This is a genomic window from Collinsella aerofaciens (genome assembly GCF_015558785.1).
Lineage (GTDB): Bacteria > Actinomycetota > Coriobacteriia > Coriobacteriales > Coriobacteriaceae > Collinsella > Collinsella aerofaciens_P.
In genome coordinates this window covers 24857-47208 of record NZ_JADMOP010000008.1, presented here as the reverse complement: position 1 = coordinate 47208, position 22352 = coordinate 24857, and the positions used below count along the sequence as shown (strand labels likewise).

The 22352-nt window shown below is 61.8% G+C and carries 23 protein-coding genes; 1 reads left to right on the top strand and 22 read right to left on the bottom strand.

Translation table 11 applies throughout. From position 1 onward, the window contains the following. Positions 1–9 precede the first annotated feature (9 nt). The 14 genes from I2G40_RS05255 to rpsP form a co-directional block, all read right to left on the bottom strand. Entirely contained in the window at positions 10–942 is a 933-nt protein-coding gene (locus I2G40_RS05255) for a DNA-processing protein DprA (RefSeq protein WP_148331238.1), read from the bottom strand. Further along, a complete protein-coding gene (locus I2G40_RS05250; RefSeq protein WP_195544409.1) occupies positions 942–2465 on the bottom strand; it encodes a YifB family Mg chelatase-like AAA ATPase in 1524 nt (507 codons plus the stop codon). Before I2G40_RS05250 ends, I2G40_RS05255 begins: the two co-directional genes overlap by 1 nt. After that, positions 2465–2950 carry a YraN family protein gene (locus I2G40_RS05245; RefSeq protein WP_055309872.1) on the bottom strand — a complete coding sequence of 162 codons (486 nt, stop codon included), beginning with the start codon at positions 2948–2950 and terminating at the stop codon, positions 2465–2467. The genes I2G40_RS05250 and I2G40_RS05245 overlap by 1 nt, the downstream gene beginning before the upstream one ends. 189 nt (positions 2951–3139) lie before the next feature. Then, positions 3140–3928 carry a ribonuclease HII gene (locus tag I2G40_RS05240; RefSeq protein ID WP_055309871.1) on the bottom strand — a complete coding sequence of 263 codons (789 nt, stop codon included), beginning with the start codon at positions 3926–3928 and terminating at the stop codon, positions 3140–3142. A 93-nt stretch (positions 3929–4021) separates the two neighbouring features. After that, the gene (gene rplS / locus I2G40_RS05235) at positions 4022–4363 is read right to left on the bottom strand and encodes a 50S ribosomal protein L19 (RefSeq protein ID WP_006236098.1); all 342 of its coding nucleotides are present in this window, start codon (positions 4361–4363) and stop codon (positions 4022–4024) included. A 210-nt stretch (positions 4364–4573) separates the two neighbouring features. Then, entirely contained in the window at positions 4574–7324 is a 2751-nt protein-coding gene (gene ppdK / locus I2G40_RS05230; RefSeq protein ID WP_195544408.1) for a pyruvate, phosphate dikinase, read from the bottom strand. Positions 7325–7573: 249 nt separating this feature from the next. Further along, complete coding sequence (locus I2G40_RS05225; RefSeq protein ID WP_195544407.1) at positions 7574–8440, bottom strand: pyruvate, water dikinase regulatory protein; 867 nt, start codon at positions 8438–8440, stop codon at positions 7574–7576. A 34-nt stretch (positions 8441–8474) separates the two neighbouring features. Continuing rightward, the gene (gene glyS, locus I2G40_RS05220) at positions 8475–10571 is read right to left on the bottom strand and encodes a glycine--tRNA ligase subunit beta (RefSeq protein WP_195544406.1); all 2097 of its coding nucleotides are present in this window, start codon (positions 10569–10571) and stop codon (positions 8475–8477) included. Between the two features lie 3 nt (positions 10572–10574). After that, positions 10575–11486, bottom strand: a complete 912-nt coding sequence (locus tag I2G40_RS05215) for a glycine--tRNA ligase subunit alpha (protein ID WP_195544405.1) — start codon at positions 11484–11486, stop codon at positions 10575–10577. A gap of 59 nt (positions 11487–11545) precedes the next feature. Then, the gene (gene lepB, locus I2G40_RS05210; protein WP_055309866.1) at positions 11546–12109 is read right to left on the bottom strand and encodes a signal peptidase I; all 564 of its coding nucleotides are present in this window, start codon (positions 12107–12109) and stop codon (positions 11546–11548) included. A 2-nt stretch (positions 12110–12111) separates the two neighbouring features. Continuing rightward, positions 12112–12870 carry a tRNA (guanosine(37)-N1)-methyltransferase TrmD gene (gene trmD / locus I2G40_RS05205; protein WP_055285126.1) on the bottom strand — a complete coding sequence of 253 codons (759 nt, stop codon included), beginning with the start codon at positions 12868–12870 and terminating at the stop codon, positions 12112–12114. Positions 12871–12880: 10 nt separating this feature from the next. Continuing rightward, positions 12881–13372 carry a ribosome maturation factor RimM gene (gene rimM, locus I2G40_RS05200; protein WP_226812527.1) on the bottom strand — a complete coding sequence of 164 codons (492 nt, stop codon included), beginning with the start codon at positions 13370–13372 and terminating at the stop codon, positions 12881–12883. A 34-nt stretch (positions 13373–13406) separates the two neighbouring features. Then, positions 13407–13652, bottom strand: a complete 246-nt coding sequence (locus tag I2G40_RS05195) for a KH domain-containing protein (protein WP_171021534.1) — start codon at positions 13650–13652, stop codon at positions 13407–13409. 42 nt (positions 13653–13694) lie between these two features. After that, positions 13695–14036 carry a 30S ribosomal protein S16 gene (rpsP, locus tag I2G40_RS05190; RefSeq protein WP_022094749.1) on the bottom strand — a complete coding sequence of 114 codons (342 nt, stop codon included), beginning with the start codon at positions 14034–14036 and terminating at the stop codon, positions 13695–13697. A 201-nt stretch (positions 14037–14237) separates the two neighbouring features. Here rpsP and dinB point away from each other — a divergent pair, with 201 nt between their 5' ends. After that, complete coding sequence (dinB, locus tag I2G40_RS05185; RefSeq protein ID WP_195544404.1) at positions 14238–15491, top strand: DNA polymerase IV; 1254 nt, start codon at positions 14238–14240, stop codon at positions 15489–15491. Positions 15492–15586: 95 nt separating this feature from the next. On the opposite strand, the gene rsfS is transcribed toward dinB, so the two are convergent. From rsfS to I2G40_RS05145, 8 genes are all read right to left on the bottom strand, one after another. Continuing rightward, entirely contained in the window at positions 15587–16042 is a 456-nt protein-coding gene (rsfS, locus tag I2G40_RS05180) for a ribosome silencing factor (RefSeq protein WP_022094751.1), read from the bottom strand. Between the two features lie 27 nt (positions 16043–16069). Then, positions 16070–16603 (bottom strand): bis(5'-nucleosyl)-tetraphosphatase (symmetrical) YqeK, encoded by a 534-nt coding sequence (gene yqeK, locus I2G40_RS05175; RefSeq protein WP_172677985.1) that lies wholly within the window; start codon positions 16601–16603, stop codon positions 16070–16072. A gap of 87 nt (positions 16604–16690) precedes the next feature. After that, a complete protein-coding gene (gene nadD / locus I2G40_RS05170) occupies positions 16691–17368 on the bottom strand; it encodes a nicotinate-nucleotide adenylyltransferase (protein ID WP_022094753.1) in 678 nt (225 codons plus the stop codon). Between the two features lie 3 nt (positions 17369–17371). Continuing rightward, positions 17372–18838, bottom strand: coding sequence for a GTPase ObgE (obgE, locus tag I2G40_RS05165; RefSeq protein WP_022094754.1), 1467 nt, complete (start codon positions 18836–18838; stop codon positions 17372–17374). A gap of 85 nt (positions 18839–18923) precedes the next feature. Continuing rightward, complete coding sequence (gene rpmA, locus I2G40_RS05160; RefSeq protein WP_195544403.1) at positions 18924–19181, bottom strand: 50S ribosomal protein L27; 258 nt, start codon at positions 19179–19181, stop codon at positions 18924–18926. A gap of 33 nt (positions 19182–19214) precedes the next feature. Beyond that, positions 19215–19589 carry a 50S ribosomal protein L21 gene (gene rplU, locus I2G40_RS05155; protein ID WP_035138585.1) on the bottom strand — a complete coding sequence of 125 codons (375 nt, stop codon included), beginning with the start codon at positions 19587–19589 and terminating at the stop codon, positions 19215–19217. A 67-nt stretch (positions 19590–19656) separates the two neighbouring features. Then, on the bottom strand, positions 19657–20469 hold the full coding sequence (locus tag I2G40_RS05150) for a TIGR03936 family radical SAM-associated protein (protein WP_055285117.1): 813 nt from the start codon (positions 20467–20469) through the stop codon (positions 19657–19659). Then, the gene (locus I2G40_RS05145; protein WP_118094270.1) at positions 20466–22343 is read right to left on the bottom strand and encodes a TIGR03960 family B12-binding radical SAM protein; all 1878 of its coding nucleotides are present in this window, start codon (positions 22341–22343) and stop codon (positions 20466–20468) included. The genes I2G40_RS05150 and I2G40_RS05145 overlap by 4 nt, the downstream gene beginning before the upstream one ends. Positions 22344–22352 lie beyond the last annotated feature (9 nt).

The window sequence follows — 22352 nt, the reverse complement described above, 5'->3', positions numbered from 1 at the left end:
AACACCTTTCTAATTGACACGTTTTCCATTGTGACCGAAGGGTGTCTGGGCGTGAAGGGCAAACTTGGAGGGCGCATACCTTCCATCCATCATGCGCTCGATAAGACCCTCGAGTTCAAGCGAACCCAAGAGTTTGAGTACGCCGACAGCATCGAGCGAGACGAGCGCCGCGATGTCGTCGACCTTGAGCGGAGAGGCGATGAGCGCATGCATCACGGTCTGCTGCGTTGGATCCAGGTCGGCAATGCCGGGAGCATCGGGGCGCGAGTAGCGCAGGGTTCCGTAGATGCGTGAGATAGCCATCTCGATAGATTCCTCGTCGACGATGCAGCAGGCACCGTTCGCAATGAGGTAATTCGTGCCACGCGACTCGGGCGATAGGATCGACCCCGGCACGGCAAGAAGTTCGCGCCCCAAATCCATAGCAGCCTCGGCTGTGGAAAACGTCCCAGAAGGCATACCCGCCTCGGATACAAAGAGGGCTTGCGACAGGGCCGCGATTACGCGATTGCGGCGCGGAAAGGCGAACTTGCGCGGACCCATGCCCCACGGAGAGATCGACACGACCGCGCCACCCGTATCAAGCGTGCGCGTAATCAGCCCCGCGCTCGAACGCGGGTAGACCACGTCGGCGCCCGTCCCCAGCACCACAACGTGTTTGCCGCCGGCGTTGACCGCAGCCCAACCCGAGGCCTGGTCACAACCGACCGCACCGCCCGAAACTACCGTCACTCCCGCCTCAACCGCCACCTTCGCCGCAAGCTCTGCCACGGCAAGACCATACGGCGAGGCCTTTCGCGCACCGATGATGGAGAGCGCGGGCGTCGAAAGCGCCTCGGGGTTGCCGCGCACATAGAGCGTCTGAGGTACATCAGAAAGCTCCAAAACGGTCTCGGGATACAACGCGTCACCTGGATGCAGCTCGAAGGTCCCCTCAGCCATCATTGGTCCCTCCTTCCCTGGTACATCGCCGCCTCGAGCACGTGGTCCTGCGTCACCTGCTCGCTCTCGGCGACATCTGCGATCGTGCGCGCAATGCGAACAAGGCGCACGATGCCACGCCCTGTGAGATGCGTGCGCTTCGACAGGCCGAGCACACACTTCTCCGCCGCATCATCGAGCTCAAAGGTCGAAACGACGCCGTCAATGGACCGTGTCTCGTCATCCTCGGCCTCGGCATCCGCATCGTCCATGCGGGATTCGCGCCAAGCGCGAAAGGCGCGACAGCGCACAACGTAGTCACGTAACTCGGCCGACGACATGCCCTCCGCACCCTCGATAATCACTTGAGGGTCGGGACGGGTCACATCGATCATCATGTCGATACGGTCGGCCAAAGGACCGCGCAGTTTAGACCGATAGCGCTCGACCATCGCCGCCGAGCAGCGACACGGCACCTCGCGATCGCCCAAAAAGCCGCAGGGGCAGGGATTGCTCGCAGCCAGCAGCTGAAAGCGCGACGGGAAGGTAAAAGCCCCGTCGACGCGTACGATCCTCACGTAGCCGCGCTCGATGGGCTGACGCAGCGTCTGCAGCACGCCAGTGGGAAACTCGGCAAGCTCGTCCAAAAAGAGCACGCCGCCATGAGCAAGGCTGATCTCACCCGGGTGCACCGGGCGCCCGCCGCCGATAAGGCCTGCGGTCGAAATACTGTGGTGGGGACTGCGGAAGGGGCGGTGCCCCGCCAACAAGCCATCAATGTTCTCACCCAAAACCGAATGGATGCACAGTGCCTCCTGCTGATCCTCAACGGAAAGCTCGGGCAGGATGCCGGTCATACGGCGTGCGAGCATCGTCTTGCCCGATCCCGGAGACCCGATCATGAGCAAGCCGAGTTCTCCTGCCGCCGCAAGCGCCATGCCGCGTTTAGCGACTTCCTGCCCCAGCACGTCGGCATAGTCGAGCTCAGGCTCAAAGGTCGCCTCGACGCCCTCGGAATCCAAGTAGTGCCGCGCGGCATCGCCCATACCATGAGCAAGCTGAGACAAATGATCGATGAATCCGCAATCCACGCCCGCGAGTGGCACATGCTGGTCTGACCTGCCGGCGATAAAGGACAGCCCCAAATCACGCGCCAATAACTGAAACGCCACCTCGCCCTTGACAGGAAGCACCGTACCGTCCAAGCCAAGCTCACCAGCGATAAGACAACGATCGAGGTTGTCGCGGGGAATCTGCCCATCGGCCGCCAATACCGCGATGGCGATGGGCAGATCAAAGCCGCTACCGGTCTTGCGGATATCGCCGGGCGCCAGATTGACCGTAATGCCCGAGCGCGGGATCTCGAACCCGGCGGAGCGCATCGCGCAGCGAATACGACCGCGCGACTCCATCACCTCCATACTCGGTATGCCGAGCATCTGGATGCCCGGAACGCCGCCGGCAAGCGAGACCTCGACCGTGACGGGAATCGCCTCGACGCCGCGGATGCAGGCCGCGTGAACGGCAAACGTCTCGAACGCCATCACGACACCTGCCAATCGAACGCGTTGTACTGGTGCTCGATCTCGGCGATATGCCCGCCGCGAATGGTAACGCCCACGGCATCGAAGCGAATCGCCTTGAGCGGATAATGCTCCATGAGATAGCAACTTGCGATGCGGCGGTAGCGACGTTGCTTTTGGGCGTCCACGGCCTCCTCGGGAAAGACCCGCGTGCTGCAATCCAGCGCAACGCGTCTGGTCTTGACCTCGGCCATCACCACGACATCGTCGAGCTCATCGAGCAGCACCAGGTCGGCCTCGCCCTCGGTGCAACGATAACCCTGCTCCAGCAAGGTGTAGCCGCGCTCGTTAAAGTAGTCGATGGTGATCAGCTCGCCCAGCATGCCCAGCTCGCGAGGACTGAGTCCCTTGATAAACTCGGGCGTCATCGCCCCGCAGTCGAGCTTGCCGTTTTCCCAACACTCCTTGAGCTGCTGCGTCTTACTCTTTTTGCTTGCGGCACTCATGGGGTCTCCTTTCCCGCACACTGCATTGCCCCGATGATGAGAGCACCTTTCATGCGGGTAAGTACCGGAAGCAAACCAAAAGCTGACCAAATGCCGTCAAAAAACGGGCCGTACGCAGCAATGGTGTTGCATACGGCCCGCTACCAGCAGGTTTATAAAACCCCAGAGGTCCCTGTCTCCACAATTGACCTAGAAAAGGCGCTCAGTCTGCAGAAAGTTTCCGCAAAAGCTCACGCGGTGCAGCGGACAAAGTCCATGTTTGCGAATGGCCTCGATGTGCTCGGGGCTCGCATAGCCCTTCGACTCGGCCAGATGGTACTCGGGGTACTCGGCGTCGTACTCGACCATCATCTCGTCACGCGTGACCTTGGCCATGATGGACGCCGCGGCGATACAGGCGATCTTGGCATCGCCCTTCACCACGTCGCGCTCATTGGGAACGGCGCCCAAGGGGTTGCCATCCATGAGGACGCAGTCGGGTTCAAGTCCCGTATCGGCCACGGCGCCCGCGACGGCAACGCGGATGGCGCGGGCCATACCCATCTCATCGATATCCTTAGGCGCGATATGGCAAAAACCAATCGCCGTCGCCACCTCGGCAATCTTCACAGAGAGCAGCTCGCGGCGCGCCGGCGTGAGCTTTTTGGAATCGTTGATGCCCCAGACGCGCGGCTCCATGGGAAGGCACACGGCACACACGGTTAAGGGACCCGCTACCGAGCCACGGCCCACCTCGTCGACACCAACGACCACCCCATCGCCGCCAAGCTCATGCATAAGCTCGTACATGCCATTGACGCGCTCGCGCTCGGCAACCTCTTTGGAATGGCGTTTGAGGGCGCGTTCACAAGCCTTGATCACCTGCTGGCGCGGGTCCTCGCGATAATGCTCCACGAGGGCGGGGATCTCCTCAAACGTTGCGCTCGCCAGCTCTCCGGCAACCTGCGATGCCGAAACCGAGCTCGTCATATTGGCCATACCAGGCCCTCCTTGCATGCAAATCAGATAAAAAGAAGGGCCACCCGAAGGTGACCCTTACGTCCAAACGAGTGGACAGACGCTGCGATCTTCTTAGCGCTTCTCGGGGATGCGAGCAGCCTTGCCCACCTTGTCGCGGAGGTAGTACAGCTTGGCGCGACGGACGCGACCATGACGAACGACCTCGAGCTTGGCGATCTTGGGGCTGTGAAGCGGGAAGGTACGCTCAACACCGACACCGAAGGACATCTTGCGGACGGTGAAGGTCTCGCGGGCACCGGCGCCGGCCATGCGGATGACGTCGCCCTGGAAGACCTGGATGCGCTCGCGGTCGCCTTCCTTAATGCGGTAGTGAACCTTGACGTTGTCGGCGACGCGAACCTGAGGAATGTCCTCGCGGATCTGCTGACGCTCGATTGCGCGGATGTAATCCATGTGCAATTCCTTACTCTTCTAGAGGTGCCGTACCACTCTGGCCGGCACGTAGTTGAACAAACGTATTCGAGTATACACGCGCGGGTTTCTGCTGCAAGAACAATTTTTTACGCAGACAAAAAGACAAAACCCGCACATGATAACCGTCCGCCTCACGAATGAGACGGACGGCATGAAGGGGGGCTACGTTAGGCGTCTGAACCCAAAACGTTAGGCGGAGCGCTTCGCCTCGAGCTTGGCCTGGGCGGCAGCCAGGCGTGCGAGGGGCACGCGGTAAGGCGAGCAGGACACGTAGTCCACGTCGGCCACATTAAACAGACCCTTGATGGACTTGGGGTCGCCGCCGTGCTCGCCGCACACGCCAAAGTGCATGTCGGGGTTGGTGGCGCGGCCCTTCTCGACGGCCATGCGCACCAGCTCGAGCACCGCCGTGTCAATGGTCTCGAAGGGGTTGTCCTTCAAGATCTTCTTGTGCATGTACAGCGGGATGAACTTAGCCTCGGCATCGTCACGAGAGAAGCCGAAGGTGGTCTGGGTGAGGTCGTTGGTGCCAAAGCAGAAGAAGTCGGCATGATGCGCGATCTCGTCAGCGACCATGCAGGCGCGTGGCAGCTCGAGCATCGTGCCCACGGGAATATTGAGCTCGACGCCCTCCTCGGCAGAAACCTCGGCGATTACCCGCTCGATGACCTCGCGGGTCTGGACATGCTCCGCCGTGATGGAGACGAGCGGAACCATGATCTCGGGTCGCGGGTCGACGCCCTCCTTGATAAGGCGGGCAGCAGCCGTGGCGACGGCGCGAACCTGCATGAGTGGCAGATCGCTAAAGACGACGGACAGGCGAACGCCGCGCAGGCCGAGCATGGGGTTCGACTCGACCATGCCGTCGATACGACGCAGGCGGGCGCGCAGGGCTGCAAGCTCTTCCTCGCTGGCGCCGGCGGCTTCCTTCTTGGTGATGGCGACCTCGAGCTCGCGAGGATTATCCAGGAACTCATGAAGCGGCGGATCGAGCAGGCGGACGACCACATCGCGACCGGACATGGTCTTGAACATCGCCAGGAAGTCCTCGGTCTGAACCTTGAGCAGGTCGGTCAGGGCCTGCTGCTTCACGGCCTCATCGTCAGACAGGATAAAGCTCTGGATGATGTTCTTGCGGTCGCCCAGGAACATGTGCTCGGTGCGGCACAGGCCGATGGCCTCGGCGCCAAACTCGAGCGCAAGCTCGGCATCCTCGGGATTGTCGGCGTTGACGCGCACATGGTTGGCATGGCCACAGGTCTCGTCCAGGCGAATCTCGTCGGCCCAGGACAGGATGGTGTCCAGATCGCCGGTAAGCTCGGCGGAGACCAGGTCGACGGCGCCGTCGACGACGATGCCCTGGGTGCCGTCGATGGAGATGACATCGCCCTCGCGCAGCACGCGGTCGCTGCCCTCGATGCGCACGACCTTCTCGGCGGCGTCGATATGGAAGCGCTCAACGCCACAGACGCAGGGCGTACCCATGCCGCGGGCGATAACGGCGGCATGACTCGTCTTGCCACCGTGGCTGGTCAGGATGCCCTCGGCGGCGACCATGCCCTTCAGGTCGTCGGGGTTGGTCTCCCAACGAACCAGAATGACCTTGTGGCCCTCGGCGGAACGCGTGACGGCGTCGTCGCTCGAGAACACGACCTCGCCCACGGCGGCACCGGGGCTGGCGTTAAGACCGCTGGCCAGCGCCTCGTACTTCTTGGAGGCGTCAAACTGCGGGTGCAGGAGTTGGTCGAGCTGCGCGGGATCGATGCGGCTCACGGCCTCCTCGCGGGTGATCAGGCCCTCCTCGACCATTTCGATAGCGATGCGCAGGGCGGCGGTGGCGGTGCGCTTGCCCACGCGGGTCTGGAGCATCCAGAGCTTGCCCTGCTCGATGGTGAACTCGATATCGCACATATCGCGATAATGATCCTCGAGCGTCAGGAACACGCGCTCAAGCTCCTCACCTGCGGACTCGAGGCCCGGGGTGGTCTTGAGGTCGGCAATGGGCTCGGTGTTGCGGATGCCGGCGACGACGTCCTCGCCCTGGGCGTTAACCAGAAAATCGCCGTAGAACTCCTTGGTGCCGTCGGCCGGATTACGCGTAAAGGCGACGCCCGTCGCAGAGGTCTCGCCCTTGTTGCCAAAGGCCATGGCCTGCACGTTGACGGCGGTGCCGAGGTCGTCGGAAATGCCATGCTGCTTGCGGTAGATGCAGGCACGCTCGTTCATCCAGCTGCCAAAGACGGCCTGGATGGCAAGGCGTAGCTGAAGCTCCGGGTCGTGCGGGAAGACGGGCTTGCCGTCAGCGACCTCGAGCTCGGGATACAGGGAGGCATCGACGTTCTCGGAGAAGATGCCCTTAAAGGTCTCGACGAGTTCCTGCAGGTCCTCAGCCGAAAGCTCGGAATCGACGCGAACGCCGGCGACCAGACGGGCCTGGGTCAGGGCGTTCTCGAACAGGTCGGCGTCAACGCCCATAACGACGTTGGAGAACATCTGAATAAAGCGGCGGTAGCTATCCCAAGCAAAACGCGGATTTTGCGTCTGGGCGATGAGCCCCTGAACGGAGTCGTCGTTGAGGCCTAAGTTGAGGACCGTGTCCATCATGCCGGGCATGGAGAACGGAGCGCCCGAACGAACCGACACGAGCAGCGGATCGGAGGCGTCGCCGAGCTTCTTGCCGCAGCGGGCCTCGAGGTCCGCCTCGGCAGCAACGATCTCATCGAGTGCGCCCTCGGGCCACACGTTGCCGGCACCGGAGTACTCGACGCAAGTCTGGCAGGTAATGGTAAAGCCACCGGGAACCGGCAGGCCGATGCGGCTCATCTCGGCAAGGTTTGCGCCCTTGCCGCCAAGCACGAAGTTCATGGACTTGTCGCCCTCAGTGACACAGGTGCCCTGGGCGTCGGTTCCAAAACGGTAAACCCTCTTGCAATCGCTCACGATACTTCCCCTTTCATGCACTTACGCGCACGACCGTGGTAACGAATCGACCCGCCAAATGCGGGCCGTGAGGGAACTATACGGCGGGTTTTGAGCGGGCTTAAGCAGAGGATGCGCGGTTTGGTAAACGTGCTAAAACTGGCGGTAAACGGTAGGTAAAGGTGGTTACCTTATGAATATACCACTGTAAGAAAGTGCAGGTCAGATGCGATATTTTTGCTAAATCGCTTTATCAAAATGCTGCTACTATTAGGCTCGACGGGCGGCGCGGCGGGCACGGGCTTCTTGGATTTCCTCCAAGTGGCTAATGATCTCGGCTGCGCTTTCCTCGATGGCCTTGCCGTCGGTACGCACCACAAAGCAGCCTAGGCGCTTCATGAGCGCACGGGCTTCCTCGAGCTCGCTGTGCACGCTCTCAGGCTCGGCATAGGAGCCGGCAACGGCACGAGCGTAGTCATCGCACAAGCGGCTATCGCGAATTTCGGAAATCACATCGACGGTCGAAATCAGGCCGAACAGGCGCATCGGGTCGACCTCGTAAATCGACTTGGGCGGCTCCATGCCATGCGCCAGTGGGACATTGGCGACCTTGTAGCCCTGATAGGCCAAATACATCGACAGCGGCGTCTTGGACGTACGCGATACGCCCAGCAGCACGATATCGGCACCCGACAGATCGTCGCAGCCGCGCCCGTCATCGTGCTCAACGAAATACTCCATGGCCTCGATACGATGGAAATAGCGGTCATCGGTCTTGTGAATCACGCCCGCAACGCCCTTGGGCGGCACACCGATGAGCGACGACAGCACGGCGAGCGTCGGGCCGATCAGGTCGACCGAACGGATATGCAGCATGCCCAGGTAATCGAGCACACGGGCGCGAAGCGCCGGATCGACAATGGTGTGGAACACGGCAATATCGCGATGATCGGCATCGACGCGCGGACCCACAAACGACTTGACCTGCTCCACCGAGTTCACCTTGGGCAGGCGCAAGAGACGAAAAGCCCCTTCATCAAATTGCCCGGACGCCGCAAGCACCACCTCACAAGCGGTATCACCGAGCGAGTCGGAGATAACGATAACGGTGGGACGAGCGGTGACCGGGCAATCCATGCGGGGCTCCTTTTGCGCTTATGCGCAGGCTGGCTTACTTTTTGCGAGCAAGCTCACCGATGTTTGCGATGCCGGAGAAAACGGCCTCGAAGCGGTTGAGCAGCTTAAGGCGATTATCGCGAAGCTGCTCGTCCTTATCCATGACCATGACCTCGTCGAAGAAGCGGTCGATGGGGGCGCGCAGGGCGGCAAGGGCGGCAAATGCGGCCGGGTAATCCTCGGCAGCAAGGGCGGCGTCGACAGCGGTCTGAGCAGCCTCGGAGGCATCGGCAAGCGCGAGCTCGACCTCGCCCATCAGGGCGCGGTCGTACTCCGCGCCCAGCTCGGGCTTGGAGATGTGCGCGGCGCGGGCATAGGCGGTCGCCAGGTTATCGAACGTCTCAGCGTCGTTCTTGCGGGCCTCGTCGAGGGCGGCGCAGCGGGCGAAGAAGACGGACGGGGCGATGATGTGCACCGCGGAGACGGCGGCAACGGTATCGGCCGGGATCTTTTCGTCGCGGGCCATGCTCACCAGACGGCCGTGGAAGAAGTCGCGAACCTGCTGAGCGACCTCGGCGGCGTCGAACTCGATACCCTGCTCGCTATAGAGCTCAAGGGCAAAGTCGATAAGCGACGTGGGATCGATCGGCAGACGGTCGCGCAGGATGTTGATGATGCCGATAGCGGCACGACGCAGCGCGTAGGGATCGGAGGAGCCGGTCGGGAGCTCGCCAATGGCAAAGATACCGGCGATGGTATCGAGCTTGTCGGCGCAGGCCACGATGCAGCCAGCGGTGCCCTCGGGCAGCTCGTCACCGGCAAAGCGGGGACGATAATGATCGCGAATGGCGTGGGCGACCTCATCGTTCTCCCCCATCGCGGTGGCGTAGTAACCGCCCATCACGCCCTGCTGGCTCGTGAACTCGACGACGGCGTTGGATACCAAGTCGGCCTTGCACAGGTGCGCGGCGCGAGCGGCATCGGCTGCCAGGTGAGCACCCAGGTGTGCCTCACGGGCAATAGCGAGCGCGAGCTGCTCGATGCGCTCGGACTTGGCGAGCACGCTACCGAGCTTCTCCTGGAAGGCGACCTTGGCCAGACGCTCGCGGAACTCGTCGAGGGAGATCTTCAGGTCCTCCTCGTAGAAGAACTTGGCATCGTCCAGACGGGCACGCACAACGCGCTCGTTGCCGTCGATCACGCGCTCGGCGTTCTCGGGCTTGCTGTTGGAGACGACCACGAACTCACGCGTGAGCTTGCCCTCGCCGTCATAGATCGGGAAGTAGCGCTGGTTGGTGAGCATGGACTCGCAGATGATCTCGTGCGGGACCTTGAGGAACTCCTCATCGAAGGTCCCGACGAGCACCGTCGGCCACTCGCAGAGGTTGATGACCTCCTCAAAGACCTTCTTGGGCGTATCGACATGGCAGCCGGGACGGGCAGCCTCGACCTCGGCGATACCGGCAAGGATGGCCTCGCGACGGCGCTCGGCAGAAAGCACGCCGGCGTCCTCGAGCACCTGCTCGTAGACGGCGGGGCTGGCGACCACATGGTCACCGGGGCCAAGCACGCGATGACCACGCGTGGTGTTGCCACTCGTCACGTCGGCAAACGACACGGGCACAACGTCCTCGCCCAGAAGGCAGCAGATCCAGCGGACCGGACGAACAAAGGTCGCATGCTCGTGACCCCAGCGCTGAGAGCGGTAGTTGGGCCACTGCAGGCCAGCGATAGTCTTCTCGCACAGGGCCGTCAGGATCGGGGTGGCCGGGGCGGAAGGGATGTTCTTCTCGGCAAAGACGTACTCACGGCCGTCGGTGTCCTCGCGACGAACCAGATCCTCGGCAGCCACACCGCACTTGCGGGCGAAGCCCTGGGCGGCCTTGGTGGCGTTACCATCGGCATCGAAGGCGATGTTGGCCGCGGGGCCGCGCTTGACCTCGTGAACCTCGTCGGTCGCGGTGGCGACGTCGGCAACGAGCGCAGCCAGGCGGCGCGGGCTCGAGATCACACGGACCTCGCCGTGGGCCAGACCGGCCTCGTCGAGACCCTTGGCGATCATGGTGCCAAGCTGCTTGACGGCATTGTTCAGCGGTGCGGAGGGCATTTCTTCCGTACCGATCTCAAACAGGAAATCCTTAGCGTCTGCCATGGCTTACGCCACCTCGCCTTCCTGATCGGCATTCTCGTTGACTCCGGCGACCTCGGCCATGTAGGCCTCGCAGCACGCCTTGGCGACGGCGCGGACGCGCAGGATGTAGTTGGCACGCTCGACCGCGGACAGGGCGCCGCGAGCATCGAGCAGGTTGAAAGCGTGGCTGCACTTCATGACGCAGTCATATGCCGGCAGCGGCAGCTTGCGCTCCAGGCAGGAATGGCACTCGGCCTCGTAGTCGTCAAACTTCTGACGCATCATCTCGACGTTTGCGACCTCAAAGTTATAGGCACTGAACTCGCGCTCGTTCTCGAGGAACACGTCGCCATAGGTCATGGGCGTGCCGTCGGGCAGGTAGCTCCACACCAAGTCGTAGACCGAGTTAACGCCCTGCGCATACATGGCAATGCGCTCTAGGCCATAGGTGATCTCGACGGGCACGGGGTCGACCTCGATGCCGCCTACCTGCTGGAAGTACGTAAACTGCGTGACCTCCATGCCGTTGAGCCAGACCTCCCAGCCAAGGCCCCAGGCGCCGAGCGTCGGGCTCTCCCAGTCGTCCTCGACAAAGCGGACGTCATGGTCGTTGGGGTCCAGACCGATAGCGGCAAGAGACCCCAGGTAAAGCTCCTGGGCGTTGACCGGTGAGGGCTTGATGAGCACCTGGAACTGATAGTAGTGCTGCATGCGGTTGGGGTTCTCGCCGTAGCGGCCGTCGGCGGGACGGCGGCAAGGCTGCGCATAGCAGGTGCGCCACTCGGCGGGACCGAGCGAGCGCAGCGTGGTCGCGGTATGGAAGGTACCGGCACCGACCTCGGAGTCATAGGGCTGCATGATGACGCAGCCCTGCTCGCCCCAGTACTGCCGGAGGCGCAGGATGATGTCTTGGAAGGAAAGCGATGAAGCGTTCATGCCTCTAATATCCCCTCGTCGAAACGATTACACGGTTAGGTACTGTACTATAGCGGTTTTTAGTCGATAGCGCCCAGACGGTTGAGCGGCCAGTAACGCACGAGCGCCACGGCGATCAATTCGGAGCGGTCGACCGGGCCAAAGTAGCGGGAGTCAGCAGAGTTCTCGCGGTTGTCGCCCATCACCCACACGCACCCGTCGGGAACGGTGTAGGGATAGCTTACCTGAGCGCCGGGCGCTTGGACCGAAAGTGGCCAGCTCATGCCCGTCGTATAGTCCTCGTCGAGCGCTTGGCCGTCAACGACCACCTTGCCATCCTGCAGGTCGACCGTCTGCCCGGCCGTGGCAATAACACGCTTGACAAGAACATCATGCTCGGAGGTGCCATCGGGGTTGTGAAACACCACGATATCGCCCTGCTTGACGGGCTGACCGAGCTCGAGGCTCACCTTTTGTGCCAGGATCTGGTCGCCAATCTCGATCGTGGACTCCATGGAACCGGTGGGTACCACAAAGGGTTCGACCACAAACGAGCGAATCAAGAAGGTAGCGACCAGTGCGATCGCGACGACCACGATCCACTCAAACGCACCCTTTAGCACGGAATGCTGCGATGGAACCATCCTCACTCCTCGCTCTGCGAATACGAAGCGTCCAGAATCTCCTGCGCGTAAGCGCGCTCCTCGGGCGTGAGCCGCGCCGTCTCAATCAGATCGGGACGCCAACGACAGGTGCGCTCGATGGCGTTCTTACGACGCCACGCATCGACCTTAGCATGATCGCCGCTCACAAGCACCGGAGGCACGCCCTCGCCGTTGAACTCGGCAGGACGGGTGTACTGCGCGTACTCGAGCAGGCCTCCATCCTCGGCGGTCGAGAACGACTCGTCCACGTTGCTCATCTCGTCGCCCAGGGCGCCGGGAATCAGGCGTACGACGGCATCGGCAACGACCATAGCGGGAAGCTCGCCGCCCGTAAGCACGTAGTCGCCGATCGACAGACGCTCATCGGCATACGCATACGCGCGCTCGTCGACGCCCTCGTAGCGACTGCACACAAACAGCAGGCGCTCACTTTTGAGCAGGCGCTCGGCCACATGCTGCGTAAAGGGCTCGCCACAGGGGGTGAAGAACACAACCGTGGGCTTGGGACCCTCTGCGCTAATGGCCTCGATGGCCTCTGCGATAGGCTCGACCTTCATGAGCATGCCCTGCCCGCCGCCGTACGGCTCGTCATCGACGGTACGATGGCGGTCGTGCGTCCAGTCGCGCAGGTTATACGCCTTAAAATCAAAAAGGCCGGCCTTGCGGGCGCGGCCCAAAATCGATGTGGACATGACGGGCTCAAACATCTCGGGAAAGACCGAAAGGGTCTCGATCAGCATGTTGTCCTCCCTACTTGTCCATATCGATCAGGCCGTCCATAACATGGACGGAAATTGTTCCTGTGTCGGGAAGATCGAGCACGACCTGCTCGATCACGGGAATCAGTACCTCGCCGTACCGATCGCCCTCGACAACCCAAACATCGTTAGCGGGCGTCGACATGATCTCGACGATCGTGCCGAGCGAACCGAAGCGCTCGTCGACCACCTCGCGACCCATCAGGTCGGTATAGGCAGCGTCGAGCGAATCGAGCTCAAAGTCGTCACGATTTGCCAGCACGTAGCATCCCGTGATGCCCTCGGCGGCCGTCAAGTCGTCAATGCCCTCAAACGAGACCAGATCGCCATCGCCCGTATCGGTGACGGACACGACCGTGCAAAAGCGGTCGCGCTTGAGCGCCGGCGGCGTCAGGGCGACGCGCATACCCGGCTCTAATACAGAAGGAAGCCCCCGCAGCGGCTGCGCGAGGACCTCCCCCTTCCTTCCGTGCGGCTTGACCACACGGGCGATGTTTTTGTACTGGGACCTCAAGGTCCTAGCCCAGAACCTCTACCTCGACAGCAGTGTCGAGGCGAGCAGCCAGTGCACGGGCGAGCGTGCGAATGGCCTTGATGGTACGGCCACGACGGCCGATGACCTTAGCGACGTCATCCTCGGCGACCGAAACCTCAATCGTAGAGGCGTCATCACCATCGATGACCTCAAGGCTCACGGAATCCGGGTCGTCGACGATCTGAACAACGAGATATTCGACGAGATCGGCGATGCGATCTGAGAGCATTGCCTCACCCTCGAGCTGTGCAGCGTCAACCTCAGGCACGATTTACTCCTCGGCGCCCTCAGCGGCCTCAGCGGCAGCCTTAGCGGCCTCGGCCTCTTTGGCGAGCTGCTTCTTGGACTTCTTGACGACGGTCTCGGTCTTCTCGCCCTCGTTGGCGGCCTTGACCAGAGCGGCGACGGCGTCGGTGAGCTGAGCGCCCTTGGACTGCCAGTCGGCGATCTTCTCGAGGTCAAGGTTGATGGTCTTGGGGGCGGTCATCGGGTTGTAGCGGCCAACCTCCTCGATGATACGACCGTCACGCGGGGCGCGGGAATCGGCGACGACGACACGGTAGTACGGACGCTTCTTAGCGCCGTGACGAGCAAGGCGAATCTTGACTGCCAAAGGAAACTCCTCCAACCAAGCAGCTTTAGGCTGCAACTACAAACAAACAGTTGAACATAATACGCCATCGACGCGGGCAGGTGAAGTCCGTGAGACCAACTTCTTCGGTGTAGTCGAGGGCAAATCCATATCTTAGACAAGAATTCGGGATTTGCAAGCACATACACGCACCCCACATGAGCTGCGCGGTATACTCATGACATGGAAAGACGCGAACATACATACGGTTATGAGGATGCCATGGGCGTCACGCCGCCTCCCTGGACGGGTCCGGCGGTGGGTCTGATGGACCTTGATGCGTTTTTTGCGAGCGTGGAGATGCTCGATCATCCCGAATGGCGCGGAAAGCCGCTCATCGTGGGCGGAGACGCCGATTCGCGTGGCGTCGTGTCCACGTGTTCGTATGAGGCACGTCGCTTTGGCGTGCACTCCGCCATGCCCTCAGCCGAGGCGCGGCGCTTGTGCCCGCAAGCCATTTGGACGCACGGGCACTTTGATCGCTACCGCGAGGTGAGCGCGCACGTTATGGCAATTCTCGCCGACGAGACCCCGCGCGTTGAGCGCGTATCCATCGACGAAGCCTTCATCGATATCACACCGGGTCGCTTTGCGCCCGAAGACCCGCTGCTGGTTGCGCGGCGTATAAGCGGTCGCGTGGCAGAGCTGGGAGTGACGTGCTCCATTGGCGTGGGCTGCAACAAGACGGTCGCAAAAATCGCAAGCGAGCGGGATAAGCCGTTTGGGCTGACCATCGTGCGCCCCGGAACCGAGCAGCGCTTTTTGGCCGCGCTGCCGGTATCTGCCATGAGCGGCATCGGGCGCTCGGCCGAGGAGCGACTGCGCCGCATGCGCATCTACACCCTCGGCGAGCTATCACGTGCACCGGAATCCACCTTGGCCTCTATTTTTGGCGTCAACGGCGAACGCATGCGCCAGCGTGCGCAAGGACTCGAAATCTCCGAAGTCACGAGTCTCGATGAAGAGCGCGAGGTCAAATCGGTCAGCAATGAACGCACCTTTGCGAAAGATTTGACTGAGCGTGGGGATATTGAGGCGGCGATTGCGCTGTTGGGAGAGTCAGTGGGACGCCGCCTGCGCCGTCAGGGGCTGACGGGTGCCACGGTAACGCTCAAGCTTAAGTATTCGTATGGCAGCGGGCGTACGGCACAGCGCCGGCTGCCTCATCCGACCGACGATGAGAACATCTTCGTGGCGGTTGCACTCGAACTGCTCGACAACATCTGGCAGGATGGCATGCATGTTCGCTTAGCGGGCATCGGCATGAGCGACTTCGACCACCAAGGCGGCATCCAGACTGACCTGTTCTGCGAGATCGATGACCGCGGAGCCCAATCCAGCGACCGCCGCGACCTCTCCGTCGCCATCGACGCCGTCCGAGACAAATTCGGCGACACCGCCCTTTCCTTCGGCCGCCAATCCCGCTTCAACGATTAACCGCCTTTGGGCAAAAAGAAAGCCGGGCAGGTGCGGAAACCGCACCTGCCCGGCGATATGCGTGAGGGTAGCTAAACCCCGTCTCAAATGAGCTACTAGAGGAGGTTGAGGGGGAGCTGGGGGGCGTCACCCCAGAGCTTTTCGAGACGGTAGAAGTCGCGCGCCTCGGGAGTGAAGACGTGGACGACAACCGAACCGTAGTCCATGAGCATCCAGGTCTTCTGCTCGCGGCCCTCGATGGAGAACGGATGCTCGCCGCAAGCCTCGGCGACCTTCTCCTCGATCTCGTCGACGATCGAATCGACCTGGCGGTTGTTGGTACCGGTGGCGAGCACAAAGTAGTCGCACACATCGGAAAGCTCGGTCAGGTCGAGCACCTGAACGTCCTCGCCCTTCTTGTCGTAGGCGGCCTGCGCGGCGGCGCGGGCGACATCCTCGGCGGCGACACCGCTCGCGGACAGCGAGGCGGCAGTGCGGTCGGACGTGGCGGCGAAGCTCTTGTGCTCCACACCTTCAAGAATCTGCTCGTCGGTCATGGTCTCGTCGGCCATGGAATACCTCTTTCTAGTCAGCCCGAGCTAGCGCAGCTGGGCGTAATGGTTGTAAATCGAAATAGCCGTGGGATAAAGATAGCGCCCGGACTGGATCACATAGACCAGACCCTGCGCAAAACAGGAGAAGAACAACTCGTCGAGTGAGGACTTCCCCACCATCTTGCGCAGCGCATGGGCATAATCGCCGTGGCGGTTGGGTTCGATGGCATCGGCCACAAAGACCACCATATCGAGCGGGGTCATGTCGCAGTCACCCACGGTGTGACGGTCGACAGCCTGGAAAACGGCCGGCGACAGTTCGGGAAAAAGCTGCGGAAGTTCATAGGCGGCAACAGGGCCATGCAAAAGCGGCGTCGCGGCGGAAGGAGAGCCGGCAATCTTAATGCCGTAATGCAGAGCGCGCGTGACCAGCTCGTCGTCGGAGAGCACTTTGTCCCAGTCATGGATCAGGCCGGCGGCAGCGGCATCAAAGCGGTCAACGCCGTAGACCTCGGCCAGATGAAGTGCGGTCTCGGCAACACCCAGCGAATGCACATAGCGCTTGCGCTTATCCTTCATGCGAACATCGAGCAGCTCTTGAATGCGCTTGAGCAGCGCGCGCTCATCGCCCTCAAACTGATCCTCTACCGACAACGTAGACCCCCATCACTCAAAATCTTCTTGGCCCAAATCGGCATATAGCCTGCGTTTGCGAATGTAGCCGAGCACGGACTCGCTCGTAAGATAGCGCACGCTCATACCGCGGGCAACACGCTTGCGAATGTTCGTCGAGCTGATCGCCAGCGCCGGAATCTGAATATAGCGCACGTCGAACGGCAGCCCCGACTCTTTGATTCGGGCACGCGCCGTATCGATATCAAAGCCCGGTCGCGTCGCCGCAATAAAGGTAGCAAGCTCAGCGATTCGTTCGGCATCATGCCAAGTCACAATATCGATAATCGCGTCGGCGCCCGTAATAAAGTAGAGCTTTACCTGCGACGGGTAAAAGTCGCGAAGGGCATGAAGCGTATCGGCCGTATAGGTTACACCCGGACGGTCGATCTCGAACCGGCTCGCCAAAAAGGCCGGGTTCGCGGCGGTGGCGAGGACCGTCATGGCATAACGGTCCTCGGCAGGCGTCACCGGCTTGTCAAGCTTAAAGGCAGGAGAGCCCGCCGGCATAAAGAGCACAGCGTCCAAGTCGAGCGACTCGCGCGCCTGCTCGGCGGTCACCAGGTGCCCGTAATGGATGGGATCAAAGGTGCCACCCATAATGCCGAGCCTAAACTCCTGCCCGTCCTCTAGAGGAAGCTCGGGCAGACCGATTCCACCGCGCAGCGACATGGCTTACTCGCCCTCCGAGGTCTCGGCATCGCCCGCGGCATCCGCCGCATCGACAACCTCGACTCCCTCATCCGCAGCATCGGCCACGTCAATGGCTTCAACGGCAACGTCCTCGCCAGCATCCTCGAGCTCCTCGTACTCCGAGAAGTCCTCGGCGCCCTCAAAGTCAAAGGCGCGCTGGCAAATGCGGACCTCGTCGCCCGCACGGCAACCGGCCTTCTCGAGCGCGTCGTCAACACCCATACGCGCAAACTTATGCTGCAGGTAAATGACGGCTTCCTCGTTTTCCCAGTCGGTCTGGATGACCATGCGCTCGATGGCACGACCGACCACGCGGAAGGCACCGGGCTCTTCCTGAACAATGCGGAAACGCTTCTCACGCTGCAGGCGACGGCGCTCCCACTCATCGTCGCGCAGAACGACCGGCTCATCCGAGACAGCCAACTCGGCGCGCAGCTTAGCCACCTGCTCGCCCACGGCAAGCATCAGCGTGTTGAGGCCGGCGCCCGTCACGGCAGACACGGCAAAGAACATATGTCCATCGTCGAGCGCTGCGCGCTTGAGGTCGGCAATCTTGTCGGCCGTGCCCGGCGCATCGCACTTGTTGGCAACGACGATCTGCGGACGCTCCGAAAGCTCGGCGCCATACTGCTCGAGCTCGCGGTTGATGATGTGGTAATCCTCGACCGGATCGCGATCCTCAAAACCACCCGTCATGTCGACGACGTGCATGATCAGGGCCGTACGCTCAATGTGGCGCAGGAACTGGTGACCCAGGCCCTTACCCTCGCTCGCGCCTTCGATAAGACCGGGGACGTCGGCAACGACGTAAGAATATTCACCGGCACGCACCATGCCGAGGTTCGGCACGAGCGTGGTAAACGGGTAGTCAGCAATCTTGGGACGGGCGGCACTCATGCGCGCGATGAGCGATGACTTACCCACGGAGGGAAAGCCCACGAGCGCGGCATCGGCCATAAGCTTCATCTCGAGCTCGATCCAGTGCTCCTCGGCCGGTTCGCCCAACTGGGCAAAGGCCGGAGCGCGACGCACCGACGTCACAAAGTGCGTGTTGCCCAGACCGCCGGCACCGCCGGGCGCCACGACGACGCGCTCGCCGTCGTGCACCAGGTCGGCAATCTCAAACATCGGGGTCTGCGTCTCGGGATCGAGCTCGCGCACCACGGTACCCATAGGGACCTTGAGAATCAGGTCCTCGCCGCTCTTGCCGTTACGACGGGCACCCTGCCCGTGCGTGCCGCGCTCGGCGCGAAAGTGATGCTTAAAGCGGTAATCGATCAGCGAAGACAGCTGAGCATCGGCCTGGATGACGACATTGCCGCCACGACCGCCGTCGCCGCCATCGGGGCCGCCCTTGGGGACAAATGCCTCGCGCCTAAACGACATGCATCCGGCTCCGCCGTCGCCGCCGCACACGTTAATGCGGCTGATATCGGTGAACTGTGACAACAGAATCGCCTCCTACAAAAAAGAGGGAGACCCTTGAATCCTAAAACTCAAGTGCCTCCCACATATGTGCTCTATGAAGGGTGAATTACACGTTCGCGAGCGGGCGTACGCTGACCCTGTGCTTGATACCCTTGTGGAACTCAACGGTACCGTCGACAAGCGCGAACAGCGTGTCGTCCTTACCACGGCCAACGTTCTCACCCGGGTGGATGTGCGTGCCGTGCTGACGGACGAGAATCGTGCCCGTGGTTACCGTCTGGCCGGCATAGCGCTTCGTGCCAAGGCGCTGACCGCGGGAGTCACGGCCATTACGGGAGGAACCGAGTCCTTTTTTGTGTGCCATTGTGTATACCTACTCTTTCGTTACGAGTGTAATCTACTCGGCGACGGGAGCCTCGGCAACAGCCTCAGCCTCTGCCTTGACAGCCTTCTTGGCGCGGGAGGTAGCCTGAACCTTCACGATCTTCAGCTTGGTGAGCTGCTGACGGTGACCCTTCAGACGACGATAGCGCTTGCGCTTGTGGAACTTGAAGACCAGCTGCTTCTCGCCCTTGAACTGCTCAACGATCTGAGCGGTAACCTTGGCCTTGGCCAGCTTGTCGGGATCGGTGACGATCTTCTTACCATCGTTGAGGAAGATAACCGGCAGGGTGACCTTGTCGCCCTCATTGCCCTCGATCTTCTCGACGGTGATGACATCGTCGGTGGCGACCTTGTACTGCTTGCCGCCCGTGTTAACGATTGCGTACATGTTTACTTGCCCTTCATGCATCAGTTAGTGCAACAGCCGAATATAGTAGCAGGCGAAAATACCCCCGTCAACGAGTATGTGGAGCAAATCCACAAGTTCGCACAGGTATGGGGCTGACGAGTCGGCCCTCGTCGTCCTCGCATGCTTGATTCTGACGCTCGACATCGTAGGAGCAGATGGTCACGAGGTCTTGCATACCGGTGGAAACAATAGGTGCATCCACGCCCGGGGTCAAGCCCTGCAACAAAACATCAGCAGCAGAAAGCAAAATTTCCGGACGCATGGAGCCCTCGTTGTCGGCATGGGTGTCGAGCATGAGCACCAAATGGTCCGGGCGCTCCCCCGCCGTGAGCTCATAGCCCACGAGCGTGTGATCCAAATCCAAGCGCTTGCTCTTTTTGCCGCGCGCGTAGTCGATGCCGTGGCCCGCGCGCAGCGTGTCGATCGCACGACGCACCTCGTCGGCGCTTACGGGCGCCTCGGGATCCAAGTGCAGGTCGATGCGATACGACAGGCGCGTGAGCTGCGCCGTCAACGCCGGCGTGCGCACGTCGATGTACGCCGCCTCGATGGGCGCCAGATCGGCCGGAGACGCCGCAGCCAGGCGCCCAAACGCCTCGTCGAGCGCCACGAACTCGGTCATAAACAGGTCATACCACTCGCAGGTCGACGACGTACCCACCGGCAGCGCCGAAGAGAAGCCCACGCGCATGTGCGGAGAGAAGCCCTGCGTGACGGCATAGGGAAGTCCCGCACGGCGCACGATGCGCTCAATGGTATGGATTACTTCGAGATGGCCCAGGTACTTAAGGCGATCGCGCTTGCCATAGCGAACACGAAGTCTAAAGAGCGAGGGGTTGTCGGTCAGGCGCTCACTCATGCGCGATCACCCATCAATACATTCTTGGCGTGGAGCGTGGGGCAGATCCCGCAGCCGGTGCACGACGTGCGGGTACAGTCGGGAGTCGTGACGCCCTCGAGCGAGCGACGGTACTCGCGCTCGAGGAAGCCGCGCGTGCAGCCGGGGCTCACGTGCTCCCACGGCAGGCGCCAGTCCAACTCGTAGGGCAGGTGCACGAGCTCATTGAGGTCGATGCCGTTTTTGGCAGCAGCTTCCTTCCAGTTATCGAGCGAGAAATGCTCTACCCAGGCGTCAAAGCGAGAGCCCGAGCGCCAAGCATCGATGATGACGGGCGTCATGTCACGACCGGCGCGGGAAAGCGCGGCCTCGATGAGCGAGGTCTCGGCATCGTGGTAATGCACGCGGACGGCACGGTTGCGAACGCTCGTGATAAGCAGCTTCTGGCGACGCTTGACGTCGTCGTAGTCGAGCTGCGGGCACCACTGGAACGGCGTGGCAGCCTTGGGGATAAAGACCGAAACCGAGATCGACACCGAAATCGAGCCGCGACGAGCCTTGGGCACCACGGAACGACCGAGCTCCAGCACGTGATCGGCCAGATTGGCGATGGCCACGATGTCCTCATCGCGCTCGCCGGGAAGGCCCATCATAAAGTAGAGCTTCATGCGGTTCCAACCGGCCTCGAAGGCCGCCTTGGCCGCACGGTCCAGGTCCTCCTCGGTCACGTTCTTGTTAATGATGTCGCGCATGCGCTGGCTGCCGGCCTCGGGCGCGAACGTTAGTCCGCCCTTCTTTTCGCCGGCGACCGACTCGGCCATATCCACGCCAAACGAATCCAGGCGCTGCGACGGAATAGACACGCGAATACCCGTATCCTCCAGGCGACGGTTGAGCCTGCCGAGCACGTCGCGAATGCAGGAGTGGTCGGTCGTGGAGAGCGAGGTCAGCGACACCTCGTCATAGCCAGTCTTTTCCAGGCCCTGAATCACCGACGAGACGATCTGGTCGGCCGAGCGCTCGCGCACCGGGCGATACGTCATGCCGGCCTGGCAAAAACGACAGCCGCGGGCGCAGCCGCGCAGGATCTCGATAGACAGGCGGTCGTGAACCAGCTGCGCATAGGGCACGCACGACTGCGACAGCGGATTCGTGGCGCCGAAATCCTCGACGACGCGCTTGTAGACCACGGTCGGCGCATCCTTGCCCTCACGTGGCACGGTGTAGCCATGCGGCGAGCAGGGCTCGTCATGACGAACCTCATAGAGTGACGGCACGTAGTTGCCGGCAATGGATGCAAGCTGCTCAACAATCTGCGCGCGCGGGACTCCTTCGTCACGCAGGCGGCGATGCAGCTGGCAGGTCTCAAGCAGCGATTCCTCGCCCTCACCGATGAGGATGGCATCGAAGAAGGCCGCGTACGGCTCGGGGTTGTACACCGAGGGGCCGCCGGCGATGATGATGGGGTCGTCTTCACCTCGGTCGGCCGCTAACAGCGGAATGCCAGCGAGGTCGAGAGCCTCGAGGAAGTTCGTCACCGCCATCTCGTGCGGCACATGCAGGCCGACGATATCAAACGAAGCGACCGGCGCTGCACCCTCGAGCGACAGCAGCGGAATGCCCGCCTCGCGCATGGCGTCACCCATATCGGGCCACGGCACATAGCCGCGCTCGCAGGAGATGCCCTCGGCCTGGTTAAGGATGTTGTAGAGGATGGCGATGCCCTGGTTGGGCAGACCAACCTCGTACACATCCGGGTAGATCAGGCAGCAACGGTAGTCGGCATCGGCCTTGGAAAGCGTGCCCCACTCGTGATCGATATAGCGGCTCGGCTTCTCGACCTTGGCGAGCAACGGCTCAATTAAATGAAAACAATCTTGGTACGGAACGCGCAACGGAAAACC